Annotated in this window: 13 protein-coding genes; 4 read left to right on the top strand and 9 right to left on the bottom strand. The window is 62.5% G+C overall.

Annotation, left to right across the window (positions count from 1 at the left end; translation table 11 throughout):
- Nucleotides 1-14: 14 nt before the first annotated feature.
- The 4 genes from FUU19_RS15610 to pqqU all read right to left on the bottom strand — a co-directional run bounded on the left by FUU19_RS15610 (nt 15) and on the right by pqqU (nt 5,273).
- Nucleotides 15-194, bottom strand: a complete 180-nt coding sequence (locus FUU19_RS15610) for a hypothetical protein (protein WP_141967984.1) — start codon at nt 192-194, stop codon at nt 15-17.
- Nucleotides 191-376 carry a hypothetical protein gene (locus FUU19_RS15605; protein ID WP_141967986.1) on the bottom strand — a complete coding sequence of 62 codons (186 nt, stop codon included), beginning with the start codon at nt 374-376 and terminating at the stop codon, nt 191-193. Before FUU19_RS15605 ends, FUU19_RS15610 begins: the two co-directional genes overlap by 4 nt.
- Before the next feature lie 229 nt (nt 377-605).
- Entirely contained in the window at nt 606-2,978 is a 2,373-nt protein-coding gene (locus tag FUU19_RS15600) for a glucose/quinate/shikimate family membrane-bound PQQ-dependent dehydrogenase (protein WP_230490784.1), read from the bottom strand.
- Nucleotides 2,979-3,125: 147 nt separating this feature from the next.
- Nucleotides 3,126-5,273 carry a TonB-dependent receptor PqqU gene (gene pqqU / locus FUU19_RS15595; protein WP_349254796.1) on the bottom strand — a complete coding sequence of 716 codons (2,148 nt, stop codon included), beginning with the start codon at nt 5,271-5,273 and terminating at the stop codon, nt 3,126-3,128.
- 525 nt (nt 5,274-5,798) lie between these two features.
- Between pqqU and FUU19_RS15590 the strand changes: the two genes are divergently transcribed.
- Together FUU19_RS15590 and FUU19_RS15585 are read left to right on the top strand one after the other, a co-directional pair.
- Nucleotides 5,799-15,815 (top strand): non-ribosomal peptide synthetase, encoded by a 10,017-nt coding sequence (locus FUU19_RS15590; RefSeq protein WP_230490785.1) that lies wholly within the window; start codon nt 5,799-5,801, stop codon nt 15,813-15,815.
- 130 nt (nt 15,816-15,945) lie between these two features.
- Complete coding sequence (locus FUU19_RS15585; RefSeq protein WP_230490786.1) at nt 15,946-16,935, top strand: aldo/keto reductase; 990 nt, start codon at nt 15,946-15,948, stop codon at nt 16,933-16,935.
- Here FUU19_RS15585 and FUU19_RS15580 read toward each other — a convergent pair.
- On the bottom strand, nt 16,932-17,825 hold the full coding sequence (locus FUU19_RS15580; RefSeq protein ID WP_043140030.1) for a LysR family transcriptional regulator: 894 nt from the start codon (nt 17,823-17,825) through the stop codon (nt 16,932-16,934). The two genes, FUU19_RS15585 and FUU19_RS15580, sit on opposite strands and share 4 nt — an antisense overlap.
- 172 nt (nt 17,826-17,997) lie before the next feature.
- Between FUU19_RS15580 and FUU19_RS15575 the strand changes: the two genes are divergently transcribed.
- A complete protein-coding gene (locus FUU19_RS15575; protein WP_025303382.1) occupies nt 17,998-18,393 on the top strand; it encodes a (R)-mandelonitrile lyase in 396 nt (131 codons plus the stop codon).
- Nucleotides 18,394-18,399: 6 nt separating this feature from the next.
- Here the strand turns inward: FUU19_RS15575 and FUU19_RS15570 are convergent, their stop codons facing one another.
- The 3 genes from FUU19_RS15570 to gabD all read right to left on the bottom strand — a co-directional run bounded on the left by FUU19_RS15570 (nt 18,400) and on the right by gabD (nt 20,779).
- Nucleotides 18,400-18,768, bottom strand: coding sequence for a glyoxalase superfamily protein (locus FUU19_RS15570; protein WP_141972878.1), 369 nt, complete (start codon nt 18,766-18,768; stop codon nt 18,400-18,402).
- Nucleotides 18,769-18,790: 22 nt separating this feature from the next.
- Nucleotides 18,791-19,204: a GyrI-like domain-containing protein gene (locus FUU19_RS15565; protein ID WP_197833525.1), complete on the bottom strand. Its 414-nt coding sequence runs from the start codon at nt 19,202-19,204 to the stop codon at nt 18,791-18,793.
- A gap of 99 nt (nt 19,205-19,303) precedes the next feature.
- Nucleotides 19,304-20,779, bottom strand: coding sequence for an NADP-dependent succinate-semialdehyde dehydrogenase (gene gabD, locus FUU19_RS15560; protein WP_230507171.1), 1,476 nt, complete (start codon nt 20,777-20,779; stop codon nt 19,304-19,306).
- Between the two features lie 211 nt (nt 20,780-20,990).
- Between gabD and FUU19_RS15555 the strand changes: the two genes are divergently transcribed.
- Complete coding sequence (locus FUU19_RS15555) at nt 20,991-21,206, top strand: glycogen synthesis protein (RefSeq protein ID WP_230490788.1); 216 nt, start codon at nt 20,991-20,993, stop codon at nt 21,204-21,206.
- A gap of 38 nt (nt 21,207-21,244) precedes the next feature.
- Here FUU19_RS15555 and FUU19_RS15550 read toward each other — a convergent pair whose 3' ends face one another.
- On the bottom strand, nt 21,245-22,159 hold the full coding sequence (locus FUU19_RS15550; RefSeq protein WP_230490789.1) for a pyridoxamine 5'-phosphate oxidase family protein: 915 nt from the start codon (nt 22,157-22,159) through the stop codon (nt 21,245-21,247).
- Nucleotides 22,160-22,161: the final 2 nt, after the last annotated feature.

The following is a 22,161-nucleotide window of genomic DNA, read 5'->3' as shown; positions in this document are numbered from 1 at the left end:
GAGCCGCTGCGGCGTTAATACAACAGGGTCATCGCGCTGAAGAACAGTAGCGTCAACGCGATGATGATGACGTTTTGCGTGGCTTTGCGCACCAGCTTACCGGCGCTCATACGGCTGTCGATGACGTAGAGCAGCGGCACCATCAGCAGCACGTAGGCGAACATCAGCATGGCGGTAAAAGGCTGTACATTCATTCCGGCGGCTCCTGTGAGTCATCATGGCCGATCAGGTGCACCAGCACGGCCTCTGTTTGATGGGGAAGCCCAACAAAGGGCGAATTGACGGGGGGAACCGGCTCGAACGGCAGGCCGGCACGCCGCGTCTTCACCGCCGCCTGCAGGATCTTCTTTTGGTGTCTTTGCGTGTGGTCGACCATGCGCCTCCGAATAGGGCCGCCCGTAGGCGGCCGACTGCCGTATTGCCCATTAAGGTGGAGAAGGATTGTGGGCCACTGCCGGGACCACGCATTTATAATATTGCGAATGATAACCATTATCAATAATGAAAGTGAAAAAATTAAGGGTATTGCGGGCGGCGCATTAGGCGGGGCGTAAAAAGAAAAAGCACGCCTTGCGGCGTGCTTTGCAGGGTATTACCGGTGGCGGTTACTTCTGATCGGGCAGTGCGTAAGCGACCACATAGTCGCCCAGCTTGGTGCCGAAGGAACCGTGGCCGCCGGCGAAGATCAGGACGTACTGCTTACCGTTGACCTCATAGGTCATCGGCGTCGCCTGGCCGCCGGCCGGCAAACGCGCTTCCCACAGTTTCTCACCGTTGGTCACGCTGAAGGCGCGCAGGTAGTTGTCTGCGGTGGCACCGATGAAGAACACGTTACCGGCGGTGGTCACCGGGCCGCCCAGCATCGGCATGCCCATTTTGAACGGCAGCGGCAGCGGGGAGCTGTCGCGCACGGTACCGATGCGTTTTTTCCACACGATGTCGTTGGTTTTCAGATCAACGGCGGAAATGTAACCCCAGGCCGGCTGTTTGCACGGCAGGCCGAACGGCGACAGGAACGGGTTCAGCGTGACGCCGAACGGCACGCCATACTGCGGCTGTACGCCGGACTCGGTGCCGCTGCCGCCTTTGTCGCCTTCCGGCGGCTCAATCGGGTTGCCTGGGCCGCGTGGGATCAGTTTGGAGACGAACGGCAGCGCGATCGGGTTGGCGATGGCGATTTCGCGATCGGTATCGACGGCCAGGCCGCCCCACTCGAACATGCCGAGGTTACCCGGGAACACCAGCGTGCCCTGCTCGGAAGGCGGGGTGAAGGTGCCTTCATAACGCAGGCTGTGGAACATGACGCGGCAGACCAGCTGGTCGTAAATGGTCGCGCCCCACATGTCCGCACCGGTCAGTTTCTTCTCAGGGCGGAAGGTCAGCTCGGAGAACGGCTGGGTCGGTGACAGGCGATCGCCTTTGGCCGGGCCCTGCGGTACCGGTTTCTCCGGCGCCGGTACAACCAGCTCACCGTTGGTGCGGTTCAGCACGAAGATGTTGCCGGTTTTGGTCGGCACATAGATGACCGGCACTTTTTTACCGCTCTTGTCGGTAATGTCTGCCAGGGTCGGCTGCGCCGGCACGTCCATATCCCACAGGTCGTGGTGAACCGTCTGATAGAACCAGACCAGCTTGCCGGTGGAGGCATTCAGCGCCAACAGGCCGCTGGCGTAGCGCTCCATTTCCGGGGTGCGGTTGCCGCCCCAGATGTCCGGCGTGGCGACGCCCATCGGCAGATAGACGATGTCCAGCTTGGCGTCATAGGCGGCCGGTGCCCAGGAGTTCGGCGAGTTCGGCACGAAGTGATGCTCGTCCGCCGGGATGGCGTTCGGATCTTTCGCGCCCGGATCGAAGGCCCACAGCAGCTTGCCGCTGTTGACGTCGAAGCCGCGGATCACGCCGGAAGGCTCGCGGGTGGAGTAGTTGTCGGTCACGGCACCGGCGACGACGATCACGTTATCGGTGATCACCGGCGGCGAGGTCGGCTCGTAGTGGCCCGGCGTCGCATACGGCATGTTGCTCTGCAGGTTCAGCTCACCGTTGTTGGCGAAGTCCGGGCACGGTTTGCCGGTTTCGGCATCCAGCGCGAACAGACGGCCGTCGTTGACCGGCAGAATGATGCGGCGTGCGCACATTGCCGGTGCAGCGTTGCCGGCAGCCTCTGCGGCGGCAGCGGTTTCGTGGTAAGACACGCCGCGGCAGGTGATGTGCTGGAAGGTTGGGTTGTATTTCAGCTGCGGATCAAACTTCCATTTTTCTTTACCGGTGGCGGCATCCAGCGCAAACAGTTTCTGGTGTGGCGTACACATGTAAAGGGTATCGCGGATCTTGATCGGCGTGACTTCGTTGGTGATCTCACCCGGATCGTTGGCGGTTTTCAGATCGCCGGTCTGGAAACGCCAAACCTCTTGCAGCTGGCCAACGTTTTTGTCGTTGATCTGGCTCAGCGGCGAGTAACGGGTGCCTTCCTGGGTGCGGCCATAGGCCGGCCAGTCGGCGCCGGTGGCGTCTTTAGGCTGTACCTGCGCAGCGTCGAGGGTGCCGTTGATCTCTTGCGGATCGTTGAACACGGCATAGGCGAGCGCGATGACGGTGATAACCAGCGCCGCGCTCAGCGCACCATAGGCGAACTTGCCGTTGGCGACCAGCTTACGGTAGATAAACGGCAGCACCAGCCACAGGCCGAAGAAGAAGGTGACGTCCAGACGCGGCGTCAGTGCCCAGAAGTCCGGGCCGACTTCCCACAGGGCCCAAACGGTGGTGCCCAGCAGGAATACCGCGTACAGCAGCAGCGCGGTGGCGCGGCGGCGGAACAGCAACCAGGAGGTCGCCAGCAGCACCAGCCCGGCGATGATGTAATACAGCGAACCGCCCAACTTGGCCAGCCAGATGCCGCCGCCGAGCAGATAGAGCCCGCTCAGCGCGGCAAACAGCGCCGTTATGACGATAAGCGGCGATAGTGACGCTTTATTTTGCATAGCAATACCCTTACCAAAAATGAAAGTCCCCGATTTAGAGATTAAGCCAAATCAGAAAAAACACGCGATTTCTCCCTACTATTTCAGCGAGAAGCCGCTAGGGTGACGTAAAACCCATCCCGTTTTTTAACCTTAAGGTGCTTTGCCTTATTCAAAGCGATAAGACAAGGTGGCGCCGCCACCCCAGTTGCGCCCCGGCGCCGGCTCGAAGTAGCGGCCGTTGCCTTCGTTGACGATCACCGAACCGACGTATCGACGATCGAAAACATTGTCCACCCGGCTGAACACGTCCAGCGCCCAGCGGTTCCAGGTAAAGCGATAACCGGCGTTTACGCCGGCCACGGTGTAAGAGGGAGCCTGCGCGCTGTTGGCGTCGTTGGCCTGAATGTCACTCATGTAGCGCAGCTCCGCGCCGGCGTGCCAGCCCTCCGGCGGCGCAAAGGCCAGCGAGGCGTAGCCCATGTTGCGCGCGATGCCCGGCAGGCGATTGCCGGCGGGAATGGTCTGGGCCGGGGTACAAACGGCTTTGCCGCACATATCGCTGCGGTAGGTGGCGTCCAGCAGCGTCCAGGCCATATGCAGGCGCCAGTCCAGCGCAAACTCTTGATCCAGCGCCAGCTCCAGGCCGCGTCGCCGGGTTTTGCCGGCGTTGGCGTAGCTGGTGCGTCCGCCGCTGCTTTCCGCTACCACCAGCTCGTTGTCGGTATCGGTCTGGAACAGCGCCGCGCTCACCAACCCATTGCCGAGGCGCAGCTTGCTGCCCAGTTCGACGGTATCGCTGGTGGAAGGCTGCAGGCCGATGTTGAGGCCCGTCTGGCCATCGGGGCGGTAGGAGAGTTCGTTGATGGTGGGGGTTTCAAAGCCGCGGCCGGCGGAGAGATAGACGTTCCACGCCGGATTGATCTTGTAGTTGAGCGAGCCCATCGGCAGCCACTGGTGGTAGCGTTTGCTGCCGCTGTCGTCGCCGTTGCGCGGCGTGATGTAGTAGTCGGTCGAGTCGAAGCTGACCGTGCTGTAGCGCAGGCCGGCGTCCAGCGTCCAGTGCGGCGTCAGTTGCCAGGAGGTTTGCAGGTAAGGATCCAGGTTCCAGATGCGGTTCTTCTCGTTGCGCCGCTGGTCGCCTTTCTCGCCGTAGTCCACTGTGCCGTCTCGCAGAATAAAGTTTTCGAACCCCTGGCGGCGTTCGGTCATGGTTTCATAATCCAGACCGCCGATCAGTGTTACCGGTAACGATGCGAGAGTATCCTCATGCTTCCAGCGAGTGTCAATGCCCTGATATTTTCTTTCCAGCACGATCACCCCGCCGGCGTGGGTGGGGTTGAGTTGCGGCCCCATCGGGATGGATTGGTACTGCGTGGTGTGGCGTTCGCCGTGGTAGGCGGTCAGCGTCAGTTCGTCGCGTTCGCTTATCTGGCGCTGATAGCGCAGGCCGGCCTGGGTCTGGTCGAGCGATTTACGGGTATTGAATTGATCCGCGCGTGGCGCCTGGCGCGGGTTGGCTTTCCATTCCGCTTCGGTCAGGCCGCCCGGATCGCCGGCGTCTATCGAGACGCTGTTGAACATCAGCGTCAGGGTGCTGACGTCGTCCAGCCGCACGCCGAGCTTTCCGTTGCCGAGGTTTTTCCGCGCGGCGCTGTGATCGCGGTAGCCCTGGGTGGTAAAGCGGGTGCCGGAGAGGGCGTAGTTGACGTCGCCGGCCTGGGTGCCATCGCCGGTGGCGCCGGTCGCTTTCACCCCGTAGCGCCAGGTGTTGTCGCTGCCGAAATAGCCGCCGGCTTCCAGCGTCGGCGGCTGGGTGCCGGTTATCGTGTCAACGTTGATGACCCCGCCCGAGGCGTTGCCGTACAGCGCGGAATAGGGGCCGCGCAGTACCTCGATGCGTTCGACGGAATTGATGTCGATATTGGAGGTTTGCCCCTGGCCGTCGGGCATGGTGGCGGGAATGCCGTCGACGTACATGCGCACCCCGCGCACGCCGAACATCGAGCGGCTGCCGAACCCGCGTATCGACAGCTGCAGATCCTGCGCATAGTTTTGCCGGTTTTGGAGCTGCAGGCCCGGCACGCTGCCGAGGTTTTCCGACAGGTTAATCTGCGGCGCGGCATTGCGCAGGGCTTCGCCGTCGATCACGCTGACGGAGACCGGCGAGCCCAGTTCGGTCAATCCGGTAGGTTGCGCCATCACCACCAGGGTGTCGCTGTCTTTTTGCTCCGCCGCCAGGGCCGAGCCGATACAGATCGGCTGCAGCAATAACAGGGTTGCCGGGGTCAAGACGGGACGTTTTTTATTCATCAGATAATTCTGCCAATAATGCTGAAAAGAGTTGCCCGCAAAGGGGCGAAAATAGCCATTTTTGACTCCCTGTACTGGCATTCAATGGGAAGGAAACTGCATCCTGCAACGAGTATAGGATATTCCGACATCGTTCGCTTTGGAATAGCGCAGCAGAAAGATACGTGTTTTTAATTAAGAGAATTCTCTATTAAATAGGTGTTTTCTGAGAGCCTTTAAATTACCTCTCCTTATCTTAAATATAATCCTATTCATTTTTTTAATTTGTTGCTGTCATTTATTTCATTAATGAATGCAATGTGGAAAATTCATTTAATCACAACTAATGTTAACTCTATCTATTTGTTTTTAATTGAGTTTATTTATTTTTGTTTTTGTGGCTTTATTTTCCATAAAAATAAAATAATATTCGCACTTATGTTTTTAGTTTTTCAACTAACAGCTCAATCGCATAACGGCCACGCTATTTATGTCATGCATAAGTAGTGGTTGATATATTTTTGGAATATATTAAAAGGGAATTGATTTATGAACGCGCTCATCGCTTCACCCTATACCCACACGTTTTGGAATGAGTACGTGCTCAATCCACGCTCCTGCGAGTACAACCTGGTGCTGGATCAGACGATTGAGGGGGAACTGGACGTCGGACGATTGCGCGCGGCGATCGACGGGGTTTGCCGGGACTATATTCTGTTTCACCACGTTTTGGATGACAGTTCCGCACAACTTCGCTGGGTAAAGACGGCGAAAAAAATTGCGCTGGAAACGCGCGATGCCGATTGTGATGTCGGTAAGTTAATCAACACGCCGTTCGATCTCCGGGAAGGGCCGCTGTGCCGCTTCTACCTGATTGAGCTGGCCCCTCAGCGCTATAACCTGATCATTGTCGTTCATCACATCCTGATCGACGGCCTGTCCGGACAGGAGTTCTACGGCGCCGTTTCCGCTTATTACAATCGCGGTGCGGCGGTGACGCCGCCGCAGGCGAATGAAACGGACATCTGCACACTGTACCGGCGCTATGAGGCGGATGTAGCAACGTTGAAGCACGAGTTCGGTTCTGCGTCATTCTGGGGCAACCTGCTGGCTGAATGCGCTCCGCGCGTGGCGTTGCCTTATCTCCCCGGCGCAGCCCCCGAAGCGCCGGGCGCCGGCGAAGTGCGTTTCAGGTTACCGTTCACCGAGTGGCAAGCGCTGAAATCCGGTGTCAGGTATGCCAACCCTTTCCTGATATTCAAAACGCTGTGGGCGTTGCTGATCGCCCGGCAATCCGCGCAGGAAACGGTGCATGTCGGTTATCCCATCGCGCCGGAGGGGGGCGATGCGCTGTTCTTCGGCGCACAGGTCAATACCGCCGTGTTTCCCTTGACCCTCGCCCCGGGGGCCACGTTCAATCAGCTGTACCGCGCGACGCTGGCCTACAGCAAAGCGCTCAAGGTGGCAGGCAAACTGCGGCACAGCCAGTTACCGGTTTATGACATGCTGAGCCTCAGCCCGGTGCGCGAGCTGAACGTCAACTTTACCCAGGCTTACCTGAAAGATGCGCCGTTGGCGCTTGACGGTTGTCGCATCGGCGTCAATCACCGGTTCAACGTCGATCTGGCCGGTTCGGAACTGCTGCTGGAGTATCAGCCTACCGAGCAGGCCTTTGAGTTTCGCCTGCGCTACCGCCCCGATCTGTTCGATGCGACCCAAATGGCGGAGATGGCGGAGCAGTATCTCTGGCTGTTGCAGCGCGCGTTAACCGAACCGGAGGCGCCGATTGCCGCTTGGCCGCAGCTGACGGGGCAACAGGTTTTACGCTGCCGCGACGGTTGGGAGAGCGGGCCTGCCACGGCCGATGCGGAAGCGACGCTGCTTGAGGGCGTGGCCAGGCAGGCGCGCCGTCACCCGGAACGCATCGCCTTGACCGACGCCAAAGGATCGCTCAGTTACCGGCAGTTGGCGCAGCGCAGCGATCGTCTGGCGCTGCGGCTGCGGGCGGAGTATCAGCGGCTGTGCGGCGTGGCCATGCCGCCGGAGACGCTGATCCCGCTGTACCTGCAGCGCAGCGCGGAGGCGGTGGTGGCGATGCTGGCCATCATGAAGGCGGGTGGTGCCTATGTGCCGCTCGATCCCGCCGCGCCGGCGCAGCGGCTGGATTATATCCTGCAAGAGGTGAACAGCCCGATCGTCTTGACCGAAAACGCGTTGCAGGCTGCGGCGCAGCGGTTGGCGCCGGGCGGTCTTTGCCTGTCGGCGGATGAGCCGCTCGCCGACGTGGATGCCGCAGCCTTGCCGAGCGTGGACGCTCGGCAGTTGGCCTACGTGATTTACACCTCCGGCACCAGCGGGCGGCCAAAAGGCACGCAGTGCGAACACCGGGGCGCAGCCAATATGGTGCGGGGGCATACGCAGCGTTTGTTGTGCAATGAGCCGGATGCGCTCAACTGCCTGCAGTTCGCGTCGCTGGCGTTTGACGCGCACGTCTTCGAAGTGTTCGTGGCCCTGGACAATGGCCATCGGCTGTTCATCGCGAGCGACGCGCAGCGGCGGGATCCGGCGCTGTTGTGCGAACAGATGGCGGTCTGGTGCATCGAGGCCTGCTTCCTGCCGCCGGCGCTGCTGGGAACCCTGCCTGAACTTCCGGCTTCGGTGCGCTATCTCGCGACCGGCGGTGAGGCGACCGCGCAGGAAGCGCTAGACCATTACCTGGCCAGCGGCATGCAGGTCGCCAACATGTATGGCCCGACCGAGGCTTCGGTCAGCGTCAGTGTGAATATCTATCGCCGCAACGGCGCGCGCAATATTGGCCACGCCATCGCCAACATGCGTTGCTATGTGGTTGACGAGAAATACAATTTGTTGCCGCTTGGCGTTGAAGGCGAGCTGTGCCTGGCCGGCGAGGGGGTGGCGCGGGGGTACCTGAACCTGCCGGCGCTGACGGCGTCCACGTTCGTCGCCAACCCATTTGAACTGCATGAGCCGTACCGGCGGCTGTATCGCACCGGCGACCGGGTACGGCGGTTGGCCGACGGCAGTCTGGAGTATCTCGGGCGGCACGATCAGCAAATCAAGATCAACGGCTATCGCATCGAGTTGGGCGAAATAGAAATGCAGCTGCGTGCGCTGCCTGAGGTGGCCGAAGCGGTGGTGACTCTGCGTCCCGGCACTACGGACCAACTGGCGGCCTGGTATGTGCCGCAACCTGGCGCGGCGCCGGAGGCCGGCGACATCTTGCAACGCCTGGCGGCGCAGCTGCCGCACTACATGTTGCCTTCGGCGATGCGGGCGCTGGTGGCGCTGCCGCTGACGGTGAGCCGCAAGGTCGATTACCGGGCATTGCCGGAACCGCTGCCGGTCGAGCCGCAAACGGCGTTTCGCCGGCCGGGCACGCCGCTGGAGACTGATCTGTCGGCGCTGTTCAATCGGTTGCTGGGTGGCAATGTCGGCGTGGACGACAACTTCTTCCGCCTCGGCGGCAACTCCATTATGGCCATCAGGCTGTGCCACGAAGTGAATAAACTGCCGGGGGCAAAGATCTCGGTACTGACGTTGAATCAGCATCCGACGGTGGCCGCATTGAGCGAGCACATCGCCGCCCAACGGCAGGCGCCACCGGATGAGCTGCCTATCCTCTCCGGCGGGCGGCGGGAGGCGCCGCTATCGCTTCAGCAGTCGCGGCTGTGGTTCGTTCAGCAACTGTCGGTGAATGCCACGCATTATCTGTCGCCTGTGCTGCTGCGGCTGTCGCCGGATATCGATGACGAACGCTTTGCGGATTGTCTGCAGGCGATCGTCGAGCGCCACCAGATCTTGCGTAGCCTGATCCGCCAGAATGATCGGGGCGAAGCCAGTCAGTGGGTCAGCGACACCGTGCTGCCGGTACCTTTGCTGGCGTTGAGCGCCGATGAATTTGACGCTGCGCTGTCGCAAGCCTGCCGCCAACCGATGGATTTGACGCGTGAGCTGCCGCTGCGCGCCACGCGCTACCGTTACCGCGATGCGGCGGAGCGGGAAACGACCGTTTGTCTGTTGGTGTTCCATCACATCGTCTTTGACGGCTGGTCGCTTGAAGTGCTGCTGCAGGAGCTGGACGCGCGCTATCGGGGAACGTGGCGTGAGGCGACAGAGCCGGCGTTGCAATACCTCGACTATGCGTGCTGGCAACAGGCGCCGGAAAATGTGCAGCGCCGGGCGGACGAATTGGCCTTTTGGCGGCAAGCGCTGGAAGGTTGCCAGCAACTCGATCTGCCGTTGGACTTTTTGCGGCCGGCGGTCTTCGACGAGCGCGGCGACAACAGCGAGGTGCCGTTGCCGGCGGCGCTGGTGAAGGCGCTGGATGCGCTGGCGCGTAGAGAGGGGGTGACGCTGCATGCGGTGATGCTGGCGGGCTTCATGTTGCTGCTGTCCCGCTACAGCGGCCAGAACGATGTCATGGTCGGTACGCCGCTGGCGAACCGCAACCGCCCTGAACTGGAGAATCTGATTGGGTTCTTCGTCAATACGCTGCCTTTACGCCGGCAGATTGACCCGCGTCATCGCGTTGCCGAGTTTGTACGGCAGGTCGCGGCCACGACGCTGCAGGCGCAGCAGCATCAGACGCTGTCGCTGGAAGCGCTGGTGGACGACCTGGCGCTGCCGCGCGATTTTTCGCGTCATCCGCTGTTCCAGGTCATGTTCGCGCTGGAGAGCGCGGGCGGCGCACAGGCACGCCCGGACTGGCTGGCGGTGGTCGATCTGAGCGCTCATGAGCGCACCGCCAAGTTCGACCTGACGCTCACGCTGACGCCGCAGGGGGAGCAGATGCGCGCGCGCTTCAACTTCGCTTCGGCGTTGTTCAGCAAAGCGTCGATGGATCGGCTGGCCGGCTACTATCTCGCCGTATTGCAGCAGATGGCTCACCACGACGACTGGCCGCTGGAAAATATTCGTCTGCAACCGCAGAGCCAGGTGTTGCCGGTGGGATCCGCCTTCGGCTATGCGTTTGAGCGCAGCCTGCAACAGGATTTCGTGCAGCATGCGCGGCGCGAGCCGCAGGCCGTGGCGGTTGTCGACGATCAGGGGGAGATGACTTACGGCGAGCTGCACGAGGCGGCGTTGACGCTGGCCACTCAGCTGCGCGTGCAAGGACGGATGACCGGCGACGCCATCGCCGTCATCGCCGATAAGGGGCGTCGGCAGCCGGTAGCCCTGCTGGCGGCGCTGATGTGCGGTAAGGCGTTCTTGCCGATGGAGGCGGCATGGCCGCCGCAGCGGCGGCTGAAAGTGATGGCGCAGGCCGGCATCAACACGCTGCTCAGCGATGCGCCCTGGGCCTGCGCCGAGATCAACCTGATCGAACTGAATGCTTCAGGGTTGGCGGCGCAGCTGCCGCTGCCGCAACAGCGCCTGCCGGCGCTGGATGCCGGGCCTGACAGCCTGGCCTATATCATTTTCACCTCGGGATCGACCGGCACACCGAAGGGCGTGGCGATCGAACATCGCAGCGCGGTGAACATGCTGGAAGGCGTGCGGCGGTATTTCGGCCTCAATGAGCGGGATCGCAGCCTGGCCCTCAGCGCGTTGAGCTTCGATCTGGCGATATTCGACATTTTCAGCCCGCTGAGCGCCGGCGGAGCGGTCGTGATGCCGGCCGAGCGGGACAGGAGCAATCCGCAGGCCTGGTATCAATTAATGATGGCCCATCGGGTGACGCAATGGCTGAGCGCACCGGCGCTGATGGAGCTGTTGCTGGATTATGTGAACGGCGCGGGGTTGACGGCAGGGCCTGCACCGGCGCTGCGGGCGGTGATGGTGGGGGGCGACTGGATCGCCACCTCGCTGCCGGAACGCTGCCTGGCCTGGGCGCCGCACGGCCGTTTTTGCAGCGCCGGCGGCGCGACGGAGGCGGCGATCTTCACCATGCTGTACGAGGTCCCGCGCGGTCAGAAAATTCGGTCGGTCAGCATTCCTTACGGCAAACCGTTGCCGCACCAGCGCTGTTATATCCTGGATGCCGGGCGACGCCCCGCCGCGCCGGGGGTGCGAGGGGAAATCTATCTGGCGGGTGAGGGCCTGGCGCGCGGGTATTACGGCGATCCGCAACGCACCGCCGAGAGTTTTTTCTGGCATGACGAGCTGCAGGAGCGGGTGTATCGCACCGGGGACGCGGGCCGATGGCTGGAGGATGGCAACGTGGAGTTCATGGGGCGCCTCGATCAGCAGATCAAGCTGAACGGCTATCGCATCGAACTGGGCGAAATAGAACATGCCGTGCTCGCCTATCCGGGCGTGACCGCCTGTTGCTGCGTACTGGTCACTCAACCGCAGCCTTGCCTGGCCGCGTACTACGTTGCCGATGAGACGATCGCCCCTCAGGCGCTGGCTCAGCATTTGAGCAGCCAACTGCCTCCGTACATGGTGCCGCAGGCGCTGATGCAGCTGGCGCAGCTGCCGCTGACCGAAAACGGCAAGATAGCCCGACAGGCGTTGCCGCAGCCGGAAAGGGCGGCGCGTGAGCTCGTTGCGGCGCAGAGCGAATGGGAGAACGTTTGTCTGGCGGTGTGGCGCGATTTGCTGCAGCGGCAGGATTTCGGTGTGGAGGACAATTTCTTCTCGCTGGGGGGCAACTCTCTTCTGGCTATCCAGGCCTGTTATCAGATCGGCCGGCGGCTGGCGTGTGAGGTAACGCTGAGCGAGCTGGGACGATTCCCGACTATACGTTCGCTGTGTCGTGCGTTGCCGCAACAGGAGCAGGGCGCCGCGCCGGTGTCGATCCCGCCGCTGCGGCAACGCGAGTATCCGCTCTCTGCTTCACAGCTGCAGCTGTGGTTTATCGAGAATTTGAACGGCGGCGGCAATCTTTATCATGTGCCGATGCTGTTCCGTCTCGGCGACGAGGTGTGTCTGGCGGCTTATGAGCGCAGTTTGCAGGCGGTCGTCGCCCGGCATCAGGTTTTACGCAGCCTGATTGTCCAGATGCCATCCCAAAGCGCCGTCGCCCGGGTCTGTGAACTGACGCTTTCGCTGGAGCGCGTGACGCTGGAGGCGGCGCACTGGCCGGACAGGCTGCGGCAGGATATCGACCGGCCGTTTGCGCTGGGGGCGGAATTACCGATCAGGGCGGCCGTTTACCGGGTTGCGCAGCCGGATGGCGGGTGGGTGAATTACAGCCTGATTCTGGTGCACCACCTGGCGTTTGACGGCTGGTCGCAGCCGGTGCTGCTGCAGGAGCTGGACGTGCTGTATCAGGCGCAGCGGCAAGGGCAAGAGGCCGGGCTGGCGGCGTTGCCGTTGCACTATGGCGACTATGCTGTCTGGCAGCGGCGCTGGCTGGATTCCGCTCAGGCGGATGAGGCAAAAGCGTATTGGCGCCATGCCCTGGCGGGGTGGCAGGCGCTGGAAATGCCGCTCGACTTCGTGCGGCCTGCTCGCTTCGATCATCGTGGCGCCAACCACGTCATCGCGCTGCCGGAGGCGCTGGTGGCGCAGGCGACGCAGTTCGCCCGGCGGCAAGGCGTCACGCCGTTTGCGTTGTATCTTGCGGCCTTTAATCTGCTGCTTGGTTACTTCAGCGGCCAGCAAGACATTCTGGTCGGCACACCGGTCGCCAACCGGCCGGTGGCGGAGACTCGCTCGGCGATCGGTTTCTTCGTCAATACGCTGCCGCTGCGCTCGCAAATAGACGATGCGGTGTCGCTGAACGATTATGTGCATCGGGTCTTTGACGGCGTGCTGCAGGCGCAACGGCATCAGAACTTGCCGTTGGATCAGCTGATCGAACTGCTGCAGGTGCCGCGTGATCTGTCGCGCCATCCGCTGTTCCAGGCGCTGTTCGCGCTGGAGGAGGTGGGGGACGGGCCGGCCTGGCTGGTGCCGCAGGATCTGCTGGCACACTACCAGGCGGCCAAATTCGATTTGACGCTGAGCATACAACCGGCGCCGCAGGGCGGGCGGGCGATCTTCAACTATGCTACCGCCTTGTTTGCACCGACTACGCTAGCGCTGCTGGGGGAGTATTATCTGACGATCCTCACGCAGATCGTCAATCACGGGGAGCAGCGCGTCAGCCAGTTAGCGCTGGTCTCGGAGAGTGAAATGGCGCGGCAGCGCGCCTTCCATCAATCCTGTCCGCCGGCCTACGATTTCGAGCGCGCCATCCATCATGATTTTATCCGTCAGGCCGAGCGCGATCCGCAGCGGGTGGCGATCGTCGATGAATGGGGCGAACTGAACTACGGTGAGCTGTATCGGCGGGCGCTGACGCTGTCGTTGCAGCTGCGTCAGCACGCGGACATGCGCGCCGAGACCATCGCGGTGATGGTGGATAAAGGGCGGGCGCAAATCATTGCGGTGCTGGCGATTCTGATGGCCGGCAAGGCCTATTTGCCGCTGGATGGCGCCTGGCCGGAACGCCGCCGCCTGGATATCGTCGCGCAGTCGCAGACTCGGGTTATCCTGAGCAGCCGCGAGTGGGGGGCCAGCGGCGAGGCCAGGCTGTTAACGATCGATCCGCAGGGGGCCGTCATGGGGTTACCGCCGGCTCCGCCGGGGGAGCCTGTCTTACCGGCACCTTCCGCGCTGGCCTATGTGATCTTCACCTCCGGGTCTACCGGCGCGCCAAAAGGGGTGGCGATAGAACATCGCGGCGCGGTGAACAGCATCATCGATACGTTGCACCAGCTGGAACTCGGCGCGGACGATCGCGGGTTGGCGCTCAGCGCGTTGAGCTTCGACATTTCGGTGTTCGATATTTTCGGCCTGCTGTCGGTGGGTGGCGCCATCGTAATGCCGTCCGAAACCGAACGCTACCAGCCTGAGGCCTGGCATCGGCTGTTGATGACCCAGAGCGTGACCTTCTGGAACTCCGCGCCTTCGGTGATGACGCTGCTGGTGGAGCTGTTGGAGTCCGCCGCGTCGCAGGCGCAGTGGCCGCAGCTGCGTAACGTGGTGCTGGTGGGCGAGGTGATCTCCCGCCAACTGCCGGCGCGTATTCGCCAATGGCGGCCAGGGTGCCGGGTCGTCAGCGCCGGGGGCGCGACCGAGAGCTCCATTTGGTCGATCCTGTACGACATCCCGGAAACGCCGATCCTGGCGCCCAGCGTGCCTTACGGTCAGGCGATGGCACATCAGCGTTTTTACGTGCTGGATCGTCATCAGCGCGTGCTGCCGCCTGGCTTGCCGGGAGAACAATACATCGGAGGGATCGGCGTGGCGCGCGGCTATTACCGCAATCCGTCGCTGACCGAAGAGAAGTTCATCTACCATCCGGCGCTGGGAGAGCGTCTTTATCGCACCGGCGATGCCGGCCGCTATTTGCCGGACGGTAATCTGGAGTTCCTCGGCCGTATGGATTTTCAGGTGAAAATCAACGGCTACCGGGTTGAGCTGGGGGAGGTCGAGCAATGTGCGCTGGCATTCGGCACGATCAAATCCTGCTGCGCCATCGTGCTGTCGGAGGAGAATCGGCAGCGCCTGGCGCTGTATTACGTCAGCGAGGCGCCGCTGGATGAATCGGCGCTGCTGGTCTTTATGAGTGGGCAATTACCGTTGTACATGCTGCCTGCGGCGCTGATGCGGCTGGAAGCACTGCCGTATAACTCCAGCGGCAAACTGGATCGCAAGGCGTTGCCTGCGCCGGCGGTGAGCGAGCCGCAGGCCTATGTCGCTCCCGCGAGCGAGCTGGAACAGCAGCTGTGCGCGCTGTGGCAGGCGGCGTTGCAGTGCGGGCAGGTCGGCATGACGGATGATTTCTTCCTGCTGGGCGGCACCTCGATCAAGGCCATTTCCCTTTGCGTCGGCATGGGCGAACTGATGGCCGCGCCGGTGCCGGTGGTGCAGCTGCTGCAAAGCCGCACCCTGAAAAATCTGCTGGCCGCCAACGAACGCCGCCTGGTCTTGCCGCTTAACCGTTGGGCTGAGGGCGCGCCCGTGGTATGGATGATCCACCCGGCGCTGGTGGGAGCGGAAGCGTTTCACGCTTTCGCTCAGCCGTTGCAGGGGCGATTCAACTGCTATGGCGTCGACAACCATAACCTTTATCATCAACCGGCCATCGACTCGCTCGGCGATCTGGCCGAACGGTATCTGAACGACATGATCGCCGCCGGTCTGCTGCAAGGCGCTGGGCCGGTGCACATTCTCGGTTGGTCGCTGGGGGGGATCATCGCGCTGGAGATTGCCGCCCGTCTGGAAGCGCGCGGCTGCCGTAACGTGCAACTGTATCTGCTGGACAGCTTCTACCGGCAGGCCACGGCGGAGTTGCCTCTGGAGCAGCTGTTGCCGGCGTTGGGCATCGATGGCGAGGCGGCGACACGCGCCATGGCCGCAGGGCAGGCGGAGCGGCGGCTGTCGGAAGGGAGGCTGAGCCGCCGGCTGCAGACCACTAGGGTGACGCTGTTTAAGGCGACGGAGGGTAACCCGCAGTTGCCGGAGGCGGTCACGGCGCCGCTGTTGGCGGTGGACGATAATGGGCTTGGCGCCGTCTGCGAGCGGCTGCAGGTCATCCCGTTGGCTTGCCATCACCATAACATCTTGCTGTGTGAGGCGGAGATCGGGCAAGCGCTCAACGAAGGGATCTGATTTATGAGCCTGGCTCATAAGCTCAAGCGTATTTCGCCCCATAGTCATGGCGGCAGTCGCGTTTTACAGTCATCACACCGGAACGGCTCCGCGTCAGGCGGGGCCGGTATCAATCAGTGGGGGAGTGAAGATGCAAACACGCAAATTGGGGCGCGAAGGGCTGGAAGTCTCGGCGTTGGGGTTGGGCTGTATGGGACTGAGCTTTGGTTACGGCCCGGCCACCGACAAACGGCAGGCGGTCGATCTGATCCGTGCCGCGGTTGACGAGGGCGTGACGTTCTTCGATACCGCCGAGATTTATGGTCCGTTCACGAACGAGGAATTGTTGGGCGAAGCGCTGGCGCCGGTGCGCGATCGGGTCGTCATCGCCACCAAGTTCGGTTTCGATCTGCCGCAGCCGGCGGGGCAGCAGGTGTTGAACAGCCGTCCGGAGCATATTCGCCAGGCGGTGGAAGGCTCGTTGAAGCGCCTGCGGATAGAGACGATCGATTTGCTGTATCAGCACCGTGTCGATCCTGAGGTGCCTATCGAGGAGGTGGCCGGTACGGTGCAGCAACTGATTCGCGAAGGGAAAGTGAAGTATTTCGGCCTGTCGGAAGCCGGTGCGCAAACCATTCGGCGAGCTCACGCGGTGCAGCCGGTCACGGCGCTGCAAAGCGAATATTCGCTGTGGTGGCGCGAGCCGGAGCGTGAAATCTTGCCGACGCTGGCAGAGCTGGGCATCGGTCTGGTGCCGTTCAGCCCGCTCGGCAAGGGCTTTCTCACCGGCGCCATTACCGAGAACACCACCTTTGACAGCGGCGATTTTCGCAACGTGGTGCCGCGCTTCAGCGCCGAAGCGCGCCGGGCCAATCAGGCGCTGTTGAGCGTGCTGGGGCAGATAGCGCAGCGCAAAGGCGTGACGCCGGCGCAGATCGCCCTGGCCTGGCTGCTGGCCCAGCAGCCGTGGATCGTGCCGATCCCGGGAACCACCAAGCGTCACCGGCTGGAAGAAAACCTTGCGGCGGCGTCGGTGGTGTTGGCGGCGGACGAACTGGGCGAGATCGAGCGTGCGCTCTCCGCTATCGACGTGATCGGCGATCGTTACCCGGCGCATCTGCAGAAGAACGTCGGGCGTTAAGCCCCGCGTCGCAGCGCCTCAATCAGCAGCGCAAAGGCGGTAGTGTGTTGCCTGCGGCTTGGATAATAGAGGTAATAACCGGGAAACGGCGGGCACCAGTCGTCCAGCGCCATCAGCAACCGACCGTCGGCCAGCGGCTCGGCGACGGTATCTTCCGGCACAAAGGCGATGCCGAGGCCGAGCTGCGCGGCGTCGATTCGCTGGCGCAGGCTGTTGAAGGTCAGCTGCCCCTCCACCCGCACTTTAATCTCCCGGCCATCGCGGGCAAATTCCCAGGCGTACAGCCCGCCGAGGGTGGGCAGGCGCATGTTGATGCAGCGATGGTTTTGCAGCGCTTGCGGCGTAGCGGGGAGGCCGTAACGGGCGAAATAGTCAGGGGAGGCGACGGGCACCATGCGCATGTCCGGCCCGATGCGCACCGCGACCATGTCCTTCGCCACCTGTTCCCCCAGGCGAATTCCGGCGTCGAATCGCCCGGCGACGATGTCGGTCAGGCTATTGTCGACGGTGATTTCCACGTTGATATCCGGGTAATCGACGAGAAAAGTGCGCAGCACCGGCCACAGTACCGCATCCACCGCGTGTTCGCCGGCGGTGATGCGGATGTTGCCGGCGGGCCGATCGCGCATTTCACCCAGCGCGTTCAGCTCGCTTTCAATCTCCGCCAAGCGCGGGCCAATGCTGTTGAGCAGCCGCTCACCGGCCTCGGTGGGGGCGACGCTGCGCGTGGTGCGCGTGAGCAAACGCAGCGCCAGGCGTTCTTCCAGGCCGCGAATAGCGTGGCTGAGTGCCGATTGGGAAACGCCAAGCTGCGCCGCCGCTTTGGTGAAGCTGCGTTCCCTGGCGACCATCAGGAAAGCGATCAGATCGTTAAAGTTTTCTTTCAACATACCGGCACCGGAGAGCAAGGTTGGGGCGCTGTCGCGCGTAGATTTATGAATTGAGCTCATAGCTCCTTGCGCATTTTACCCGCTAGTCGCCGGAAAAACACGGCGCTATCTTGGCATCACTGACTCACAACTATCAGCGTAGGTTGGAAAGCCGGCGCGGAGGACACGACAGATGAAAATACAACGCAGCGGTTCTATCCCATCACAGCGCGGTTCGGCGGATTATTTTACCGGGCAGGTACGCATCGACGCGCCGTTCGCCGGTGACGCGCCGGCCAGGGTAGGCGGCGCGACCGTCACCTTCGAACCCGGCGCCCGCACGGCATGGCATACGCATCCGCTCGGCCAGACGCTGATCGTCACTCAGGGGCGCGGGTGGATCCAGATGTGGGGCGAGAAGACGCAGGAGATGCATCCCGGCGATATCGTTTGGATACCGGCTGACGTCAAACACTGGCACGGTGCGACACCGGACACTGCCATGACCCATATCGCCATCGCCGAAGCGGTGGACGGCAGCCCGGTGACCTGGCTGGAGCCGGTCAGCGAGGCGGAATACCGGCCATAACGCCGATCAGGCCGGGGGACTCTGTTCGCAAAACCGCAGCCGGTTGCCGAACGGATCGGTGAGGTTGAGCTCTTTGCCCCAGTCGACAACCTCCAGCCCCGGCCGGGCATAGCGGTAGTTTTTGGCCGTGAGCTCCCGGTGCAGCGCGTCGATATCGTGCACCGGGATGAAAATGGCGGCGCCGGGCGTGCTGTCGCCGTAGTGTTCGCTCAGGTGCAGCGTCAGCCCGGCGCGGGTCACCTGCATGTACAGCGGCAGGTCTTCGCTGAAACGGTGCTCCCACGCCAGCGTGAAACCGAGAAAATCCAGATAAAACTCTTTGGCCTTGTCGACTGAAAAGATACGCAGAATCGGAATGGCGGGGGAGAGCGTCATCATTGTTGACCTCACTGTCGCGTTAGCGGCAGCCGATATGGATATCGACCGCGTCGGGGCCGGTATAGGCTTCGAAGTCGGTCAGGAAGCGACGTTCGATTTCCGGGTGTTGCTCGAAGTAGGTCCAGATGGCTTGCCAGCCTTCGATGACCGCTGCCGGCATGGCGCCTCGGGCCTGGAACACCAGATAGCGGCCAGGTTGGATGTGCAAACCGCTCTGTGCCTCACTGCCGGCGGTGACATCAAACGGCCCGCTGGCATCGGAGGCGTAGTTGGAGTAGACCCCGTAAACCGGCATGGCGGGCGAGGTGGCGAAAAAGTCTGACCACAGCGCCGGGATTTTAGCCGTCTCGGGCCGGGTTTCGTCCTGATTGGTGGTTCTGATTGTCTGGCCGGCGACGTAAAAACCGGGCAGGTGTACCGAGAGGGGCTGCATAGAGGCAATTCCTTTTAACCGCTGAAAAGATGCCTAAAGGTAGCAAAGGCTGCCCAAAACCGCCAGACAGGGCCCCCGCAGGCGCGGAGGCCCCTCACATCAGGCGCCCAAACCGCCGAGGCACAGGTATTTGATTTCGAGATAGTCCTCGATGCCGTATTTTGAGCCTTCGCGGCCCAAACCGGAGTGCTTCATGCCGCCGAACGGCGCCACCTCGGTGGAAATCAGCCCTTCGTTGATGCCGACAATGCCGTACTCCAGCGCTTCGGCCACGCGCATCACCCGGCCGATGTCGCGGCTGTAGAAGTAAGCGGCCAGGCCGAACGGCGTGTCGTTGGCCAGTTCGACGGCGTCGGCCTCCTGGCTGAAGCGGATCAGGGGCGCCACCGGGCCGAACGTCTCCTCACGGAAGATTTTCGCCGTGCGCGGCACATCGGTCAGGATGGTCGGGGTGAAGAAATTGCCGCCCAGCGCGTCAGGCTTGCCGCCCAACAGCACCGAGGCGCCGTGCTCGACGGCGTCGGCGATATGCTCGCGCACTTTCTCCACCGCGTCCGGGTTAATCAACGGGCCGATGGAGACGCCGTCATCCAGGCCGTTGCCGACTTTCAGCTTGGCGACGGCGGCTTTCAGCTTGGCGGCGAAGGCGTCGTACACGCCGTCCTGCACCAGAAAACGGTTGGTGCAGACACAGGTCTGGCCGGCGTTGCGGTATTTCGAGGCGACCGCGCCGGCCACGGCGGCGTCCAGATCGGCGTCGTCGAAGACGATAAACGGCGCGTTGCCGCCCAACTCCATGCTGGTTTTCTTGATGGTGGGCGCACACTGGGCCAGCAGCTGCGCGCCGACTTCGGTGCTGCCGGTGAAGGAGAGTTTACGCACATCCGGGTTGGCGGTGAGTTCGCCGCCGATGCCTTTGCTGGGGCCGGTGATCACGTTGCACACCCCGGCGGGCAGCTCGGCGCGCTCCGCCAGCACGGCGATCGCCAGCGCCGAGAACGGGGTCTGGCTGGCGGGGCGGATCACCCCGGTGCAACCCGCCGCCCAGCCGGGGCCGGCTTTGCGGGTGATCATCGCCGCCGGGAAGTTCCACGGGGTGATGGCGGCGAACACGCCGATCGGCTCTTTCTGCACGATGATGCGGCGACCGGCCTGGGGCTGCGGAATGGTGTCGCCGTAGACCCGCTTGCCTTCCTCGGCGAACCATTCGATAAAGGAGGCGGCATAGGCGATTTCACCGCGGCTTTCGGCCAGCGGTTTACCCTGTTCCGCCGTCATGATGCGCGCCAGATCCTCCTGATTTTCCATCATCAGCTCAAACAGCCGCCGCAGTTTGCCTGCGCGCTCTTTGGCGGTCAGCGCCCGCCAGGCGGGCAGCGCTTTTTTGGCGGCGGCGATGGCGCGCGCGGTTTCTTCGGCGCCGAAGGCTGGCACATGGCCGACCAGCTCACCGTTGGCGGGGTTATGAATGGCGATCGCGTGGCCTGCTTTGGCCGGCAACCATTGCCCGTCGATGTAATTGGCCTCGCGGAACAGCGTGGGATCCTTGAGGGTAGCGCTGATGCTGGTGCTCATTGGTCTCTTCCTTTGCTGAGTTCAACAGAATGGTCTATCCCATACGGCTACCCTTTACCCTAGCAAACTTTGCCGCCGCCGTTTGCCACCGTGGCGACAAGATGAGCATTTTCTTCATGCGCACCTTCTGTACAAAAAACATCCGCCGGCGGGCCGATACTGAAAGAGCAGGCATATAACCCTTTTCGATGTGATTAAAAGGAGTGTGCGAATGATGAAATCAGTGGACTGGCATCTCGCGGCCTACGGCAGCGAAATGGATTTTTTGGCGTCGAGCATCGCCCTGATGGAATGGCAAGGGCGGCAGATTGACGCCGGGCAGGTGGCCGGCAATATGTCGGAGCAGCAAAGCCGCCTGTTCTTTGCGCGGTTGAGTTATTTTCGTCAGCTTTATCAGGCCGCAGCGGCGGCCGAACACAGCCTGTAATTTCCCGATTCAGCCCCGCCGCAGCGGGGCTTTTCATTTCAGCGGCGCCACACTCCGGTCGCCAGCGTCGCCGGCGAATACTCCAGATCGCGTCCCCGCCACGGCAACGCCGCCGCAAAGCGCCAGGCGCGGTGAACGTCAAACCGCCAATAACGTTCCGCCCCTTCAACGCCGGGATCCCCTGCCGCCTGCCAGAGGATCTGCGTTTTTCCTTGCAGATGCAGTACGTCACCGCGCTCGAAATCGATGAACAGCAGCGCCGCCCGCGGTTCGGCCAGCAGGTTGCCCAACGTATTCATATAGCGGTTGCCGCGAAAGTCCGGCATCCACAGCGTGTCGCCTTCCAGATGGATAAAGCCGGGGCGCCCGCCGCGATGGGAAATATCGACGCCGCCCTGCGCCAGTGCCAGGTGCGCGCCGCTGGCGACGAAGCTGGTGTCCGCGGTGCGGATCAGCGCCTGCGCCGCCGCATCGAGCGACGTTAAATGCGCAACCGGCTGTGGCCGGCTCTCCACCGGGTAGAGTTCGCGGCGCTGAATGTACTGCGGGCAGTTGCCGAAGCTTTGGTGAACGACGATCTCCACCCGGTTTTTATCGGTGCGGCCGACGGTGCCGTTGGCGCGGTTACGCCGCCGGTTGCTGAAGTCGAGCCCGAGCGCGCCGACCGGTTTGCCGGGCAGCAACAGCGCCTGGGCGGGATCGTCGCTGCGGCGCGGCGCGCTGATGCGCAGGTGCGTGTCGTCCGGCGTGCGTAAAAATCCGGGCGGGCCGCTGAACAGGGTGGCGATGGGCCAGCCCTGGTCGTCCAGCGTAGCGACGAACAGGTAGGGCAGCGCGGCGAAAAACGCGCGGTGCTGATCCGGCATCGCGGGGTAGATGCCGCCGCCCACGCGATCGAATCCGGCCAGCGTCTGCGCGCGCAGCTCATCGGGGTGGAACCGTTGCGGGATCATGG

It is taken from the genome of Serratia montpellierensis (assembly GCF_020858655.1).
Classification (GTDB): domain Bacteria; phylum Pseudomonadota; class Gammaproteobacteria; order Enterobacterales; family Enterobacteriaceae; genus Serratia; species Serratia montpellierensis.
This window is presented reverse-complemented; position numbering and strand designations above follow the sequence as displayed.

What these genes read in the sequence shown, in the direction of transcription:
- FUU19_RS15610 (WP_141967984.1), bottom strand. Translation starts at nt 194, where the DNA reads ATGAATGTACAGCCTTTTACCGCCATGCTGATGTTCGCCTACGTGCTG.
- FUU19_RS15605 (WP_141967986.1), bottom strand. Translation starts at nt 376, where the DNA reads ATGGTCGACCACACGCAAAGACACCAAAAGAAGATCCTGCAGGCGGCG.
- FUU19_RS15600 (WP_230490784.1), bottom strand. Translation starts at nt 2,978, where the DNA reads ATGCAAAATAAAGCGTCACTATCGCCGCTTATCGTCATAACGGCGCTG.
- FUU19_RS15590 (WP_230490785.1), top strand. Translation starts at nt 5,799, where the DNA reads ATGAACGCGCTCATCGCTTCACCCTATACCCACACGTTTTGGAATGAG.
- FUU19_RS15585 (WP_230490786.1), top strand. Translation starts at nt 15,946, where the DNA reads ATGCAAACACGCAAATTGGGGCGCGAAGGGCTGGAAGTCTCGGCGTTG.
- FUU19_RS15580 (WP_043140030.1), bottom strand. Translation starts at nt 17,825, where the DNA reads ATGTTGAAAGAAAACTTTAACGATCTGATCGCTTTCCTGATGGTCGCC.
- FUU19_RS15575 (WP_025303382.1), top strand. Translation starts at nt 17,998, where the DNA reads ATGAAAATACAACGCAGCGGTTCTATCCCATCACAGCGCGGTTCGGCG.
- FUU19_RS15570 (WP_141972878.1), bottom strand. Translation starts at nt 18,768, where the DNA reads ATGACGCTCTCCCCCGCCATTCCGATTCTGCGTATCTTTTCAGTCGAC.
- FUU19_RS15565 (WP_197833525.1), bottom strand. Translation starts at nt 19,204, where the DNA reads ATGCAGCCCCTCTCGGTACACCTGCCCGGTTTTTACGTCGCCGGCCAG.
- gabD (WP_230507171.1), bottom strand. Translation starts at nt 20,779, where the DNA reads ATGAGCACCAGCATCAGCGCTACCCTCAAGGATCCCACGCTGTTCCGC.
- FUU19_RS15555 (WP_230490788.1), top strand. Translation starts at nt 20,991, where the DNA reads ATGATGAAATCAGTGGACTGGCATCTCGCGGCCTACGGCAGCGAAATG.
- FUU19_RS15550 (WP_230490789.1), bottom strand. Translation starts at nt 22,159, where the DNA reads ATGATCCCGCAACGGTTCCACCCCGATGAGCTGCGCGCGCAGACGCTG.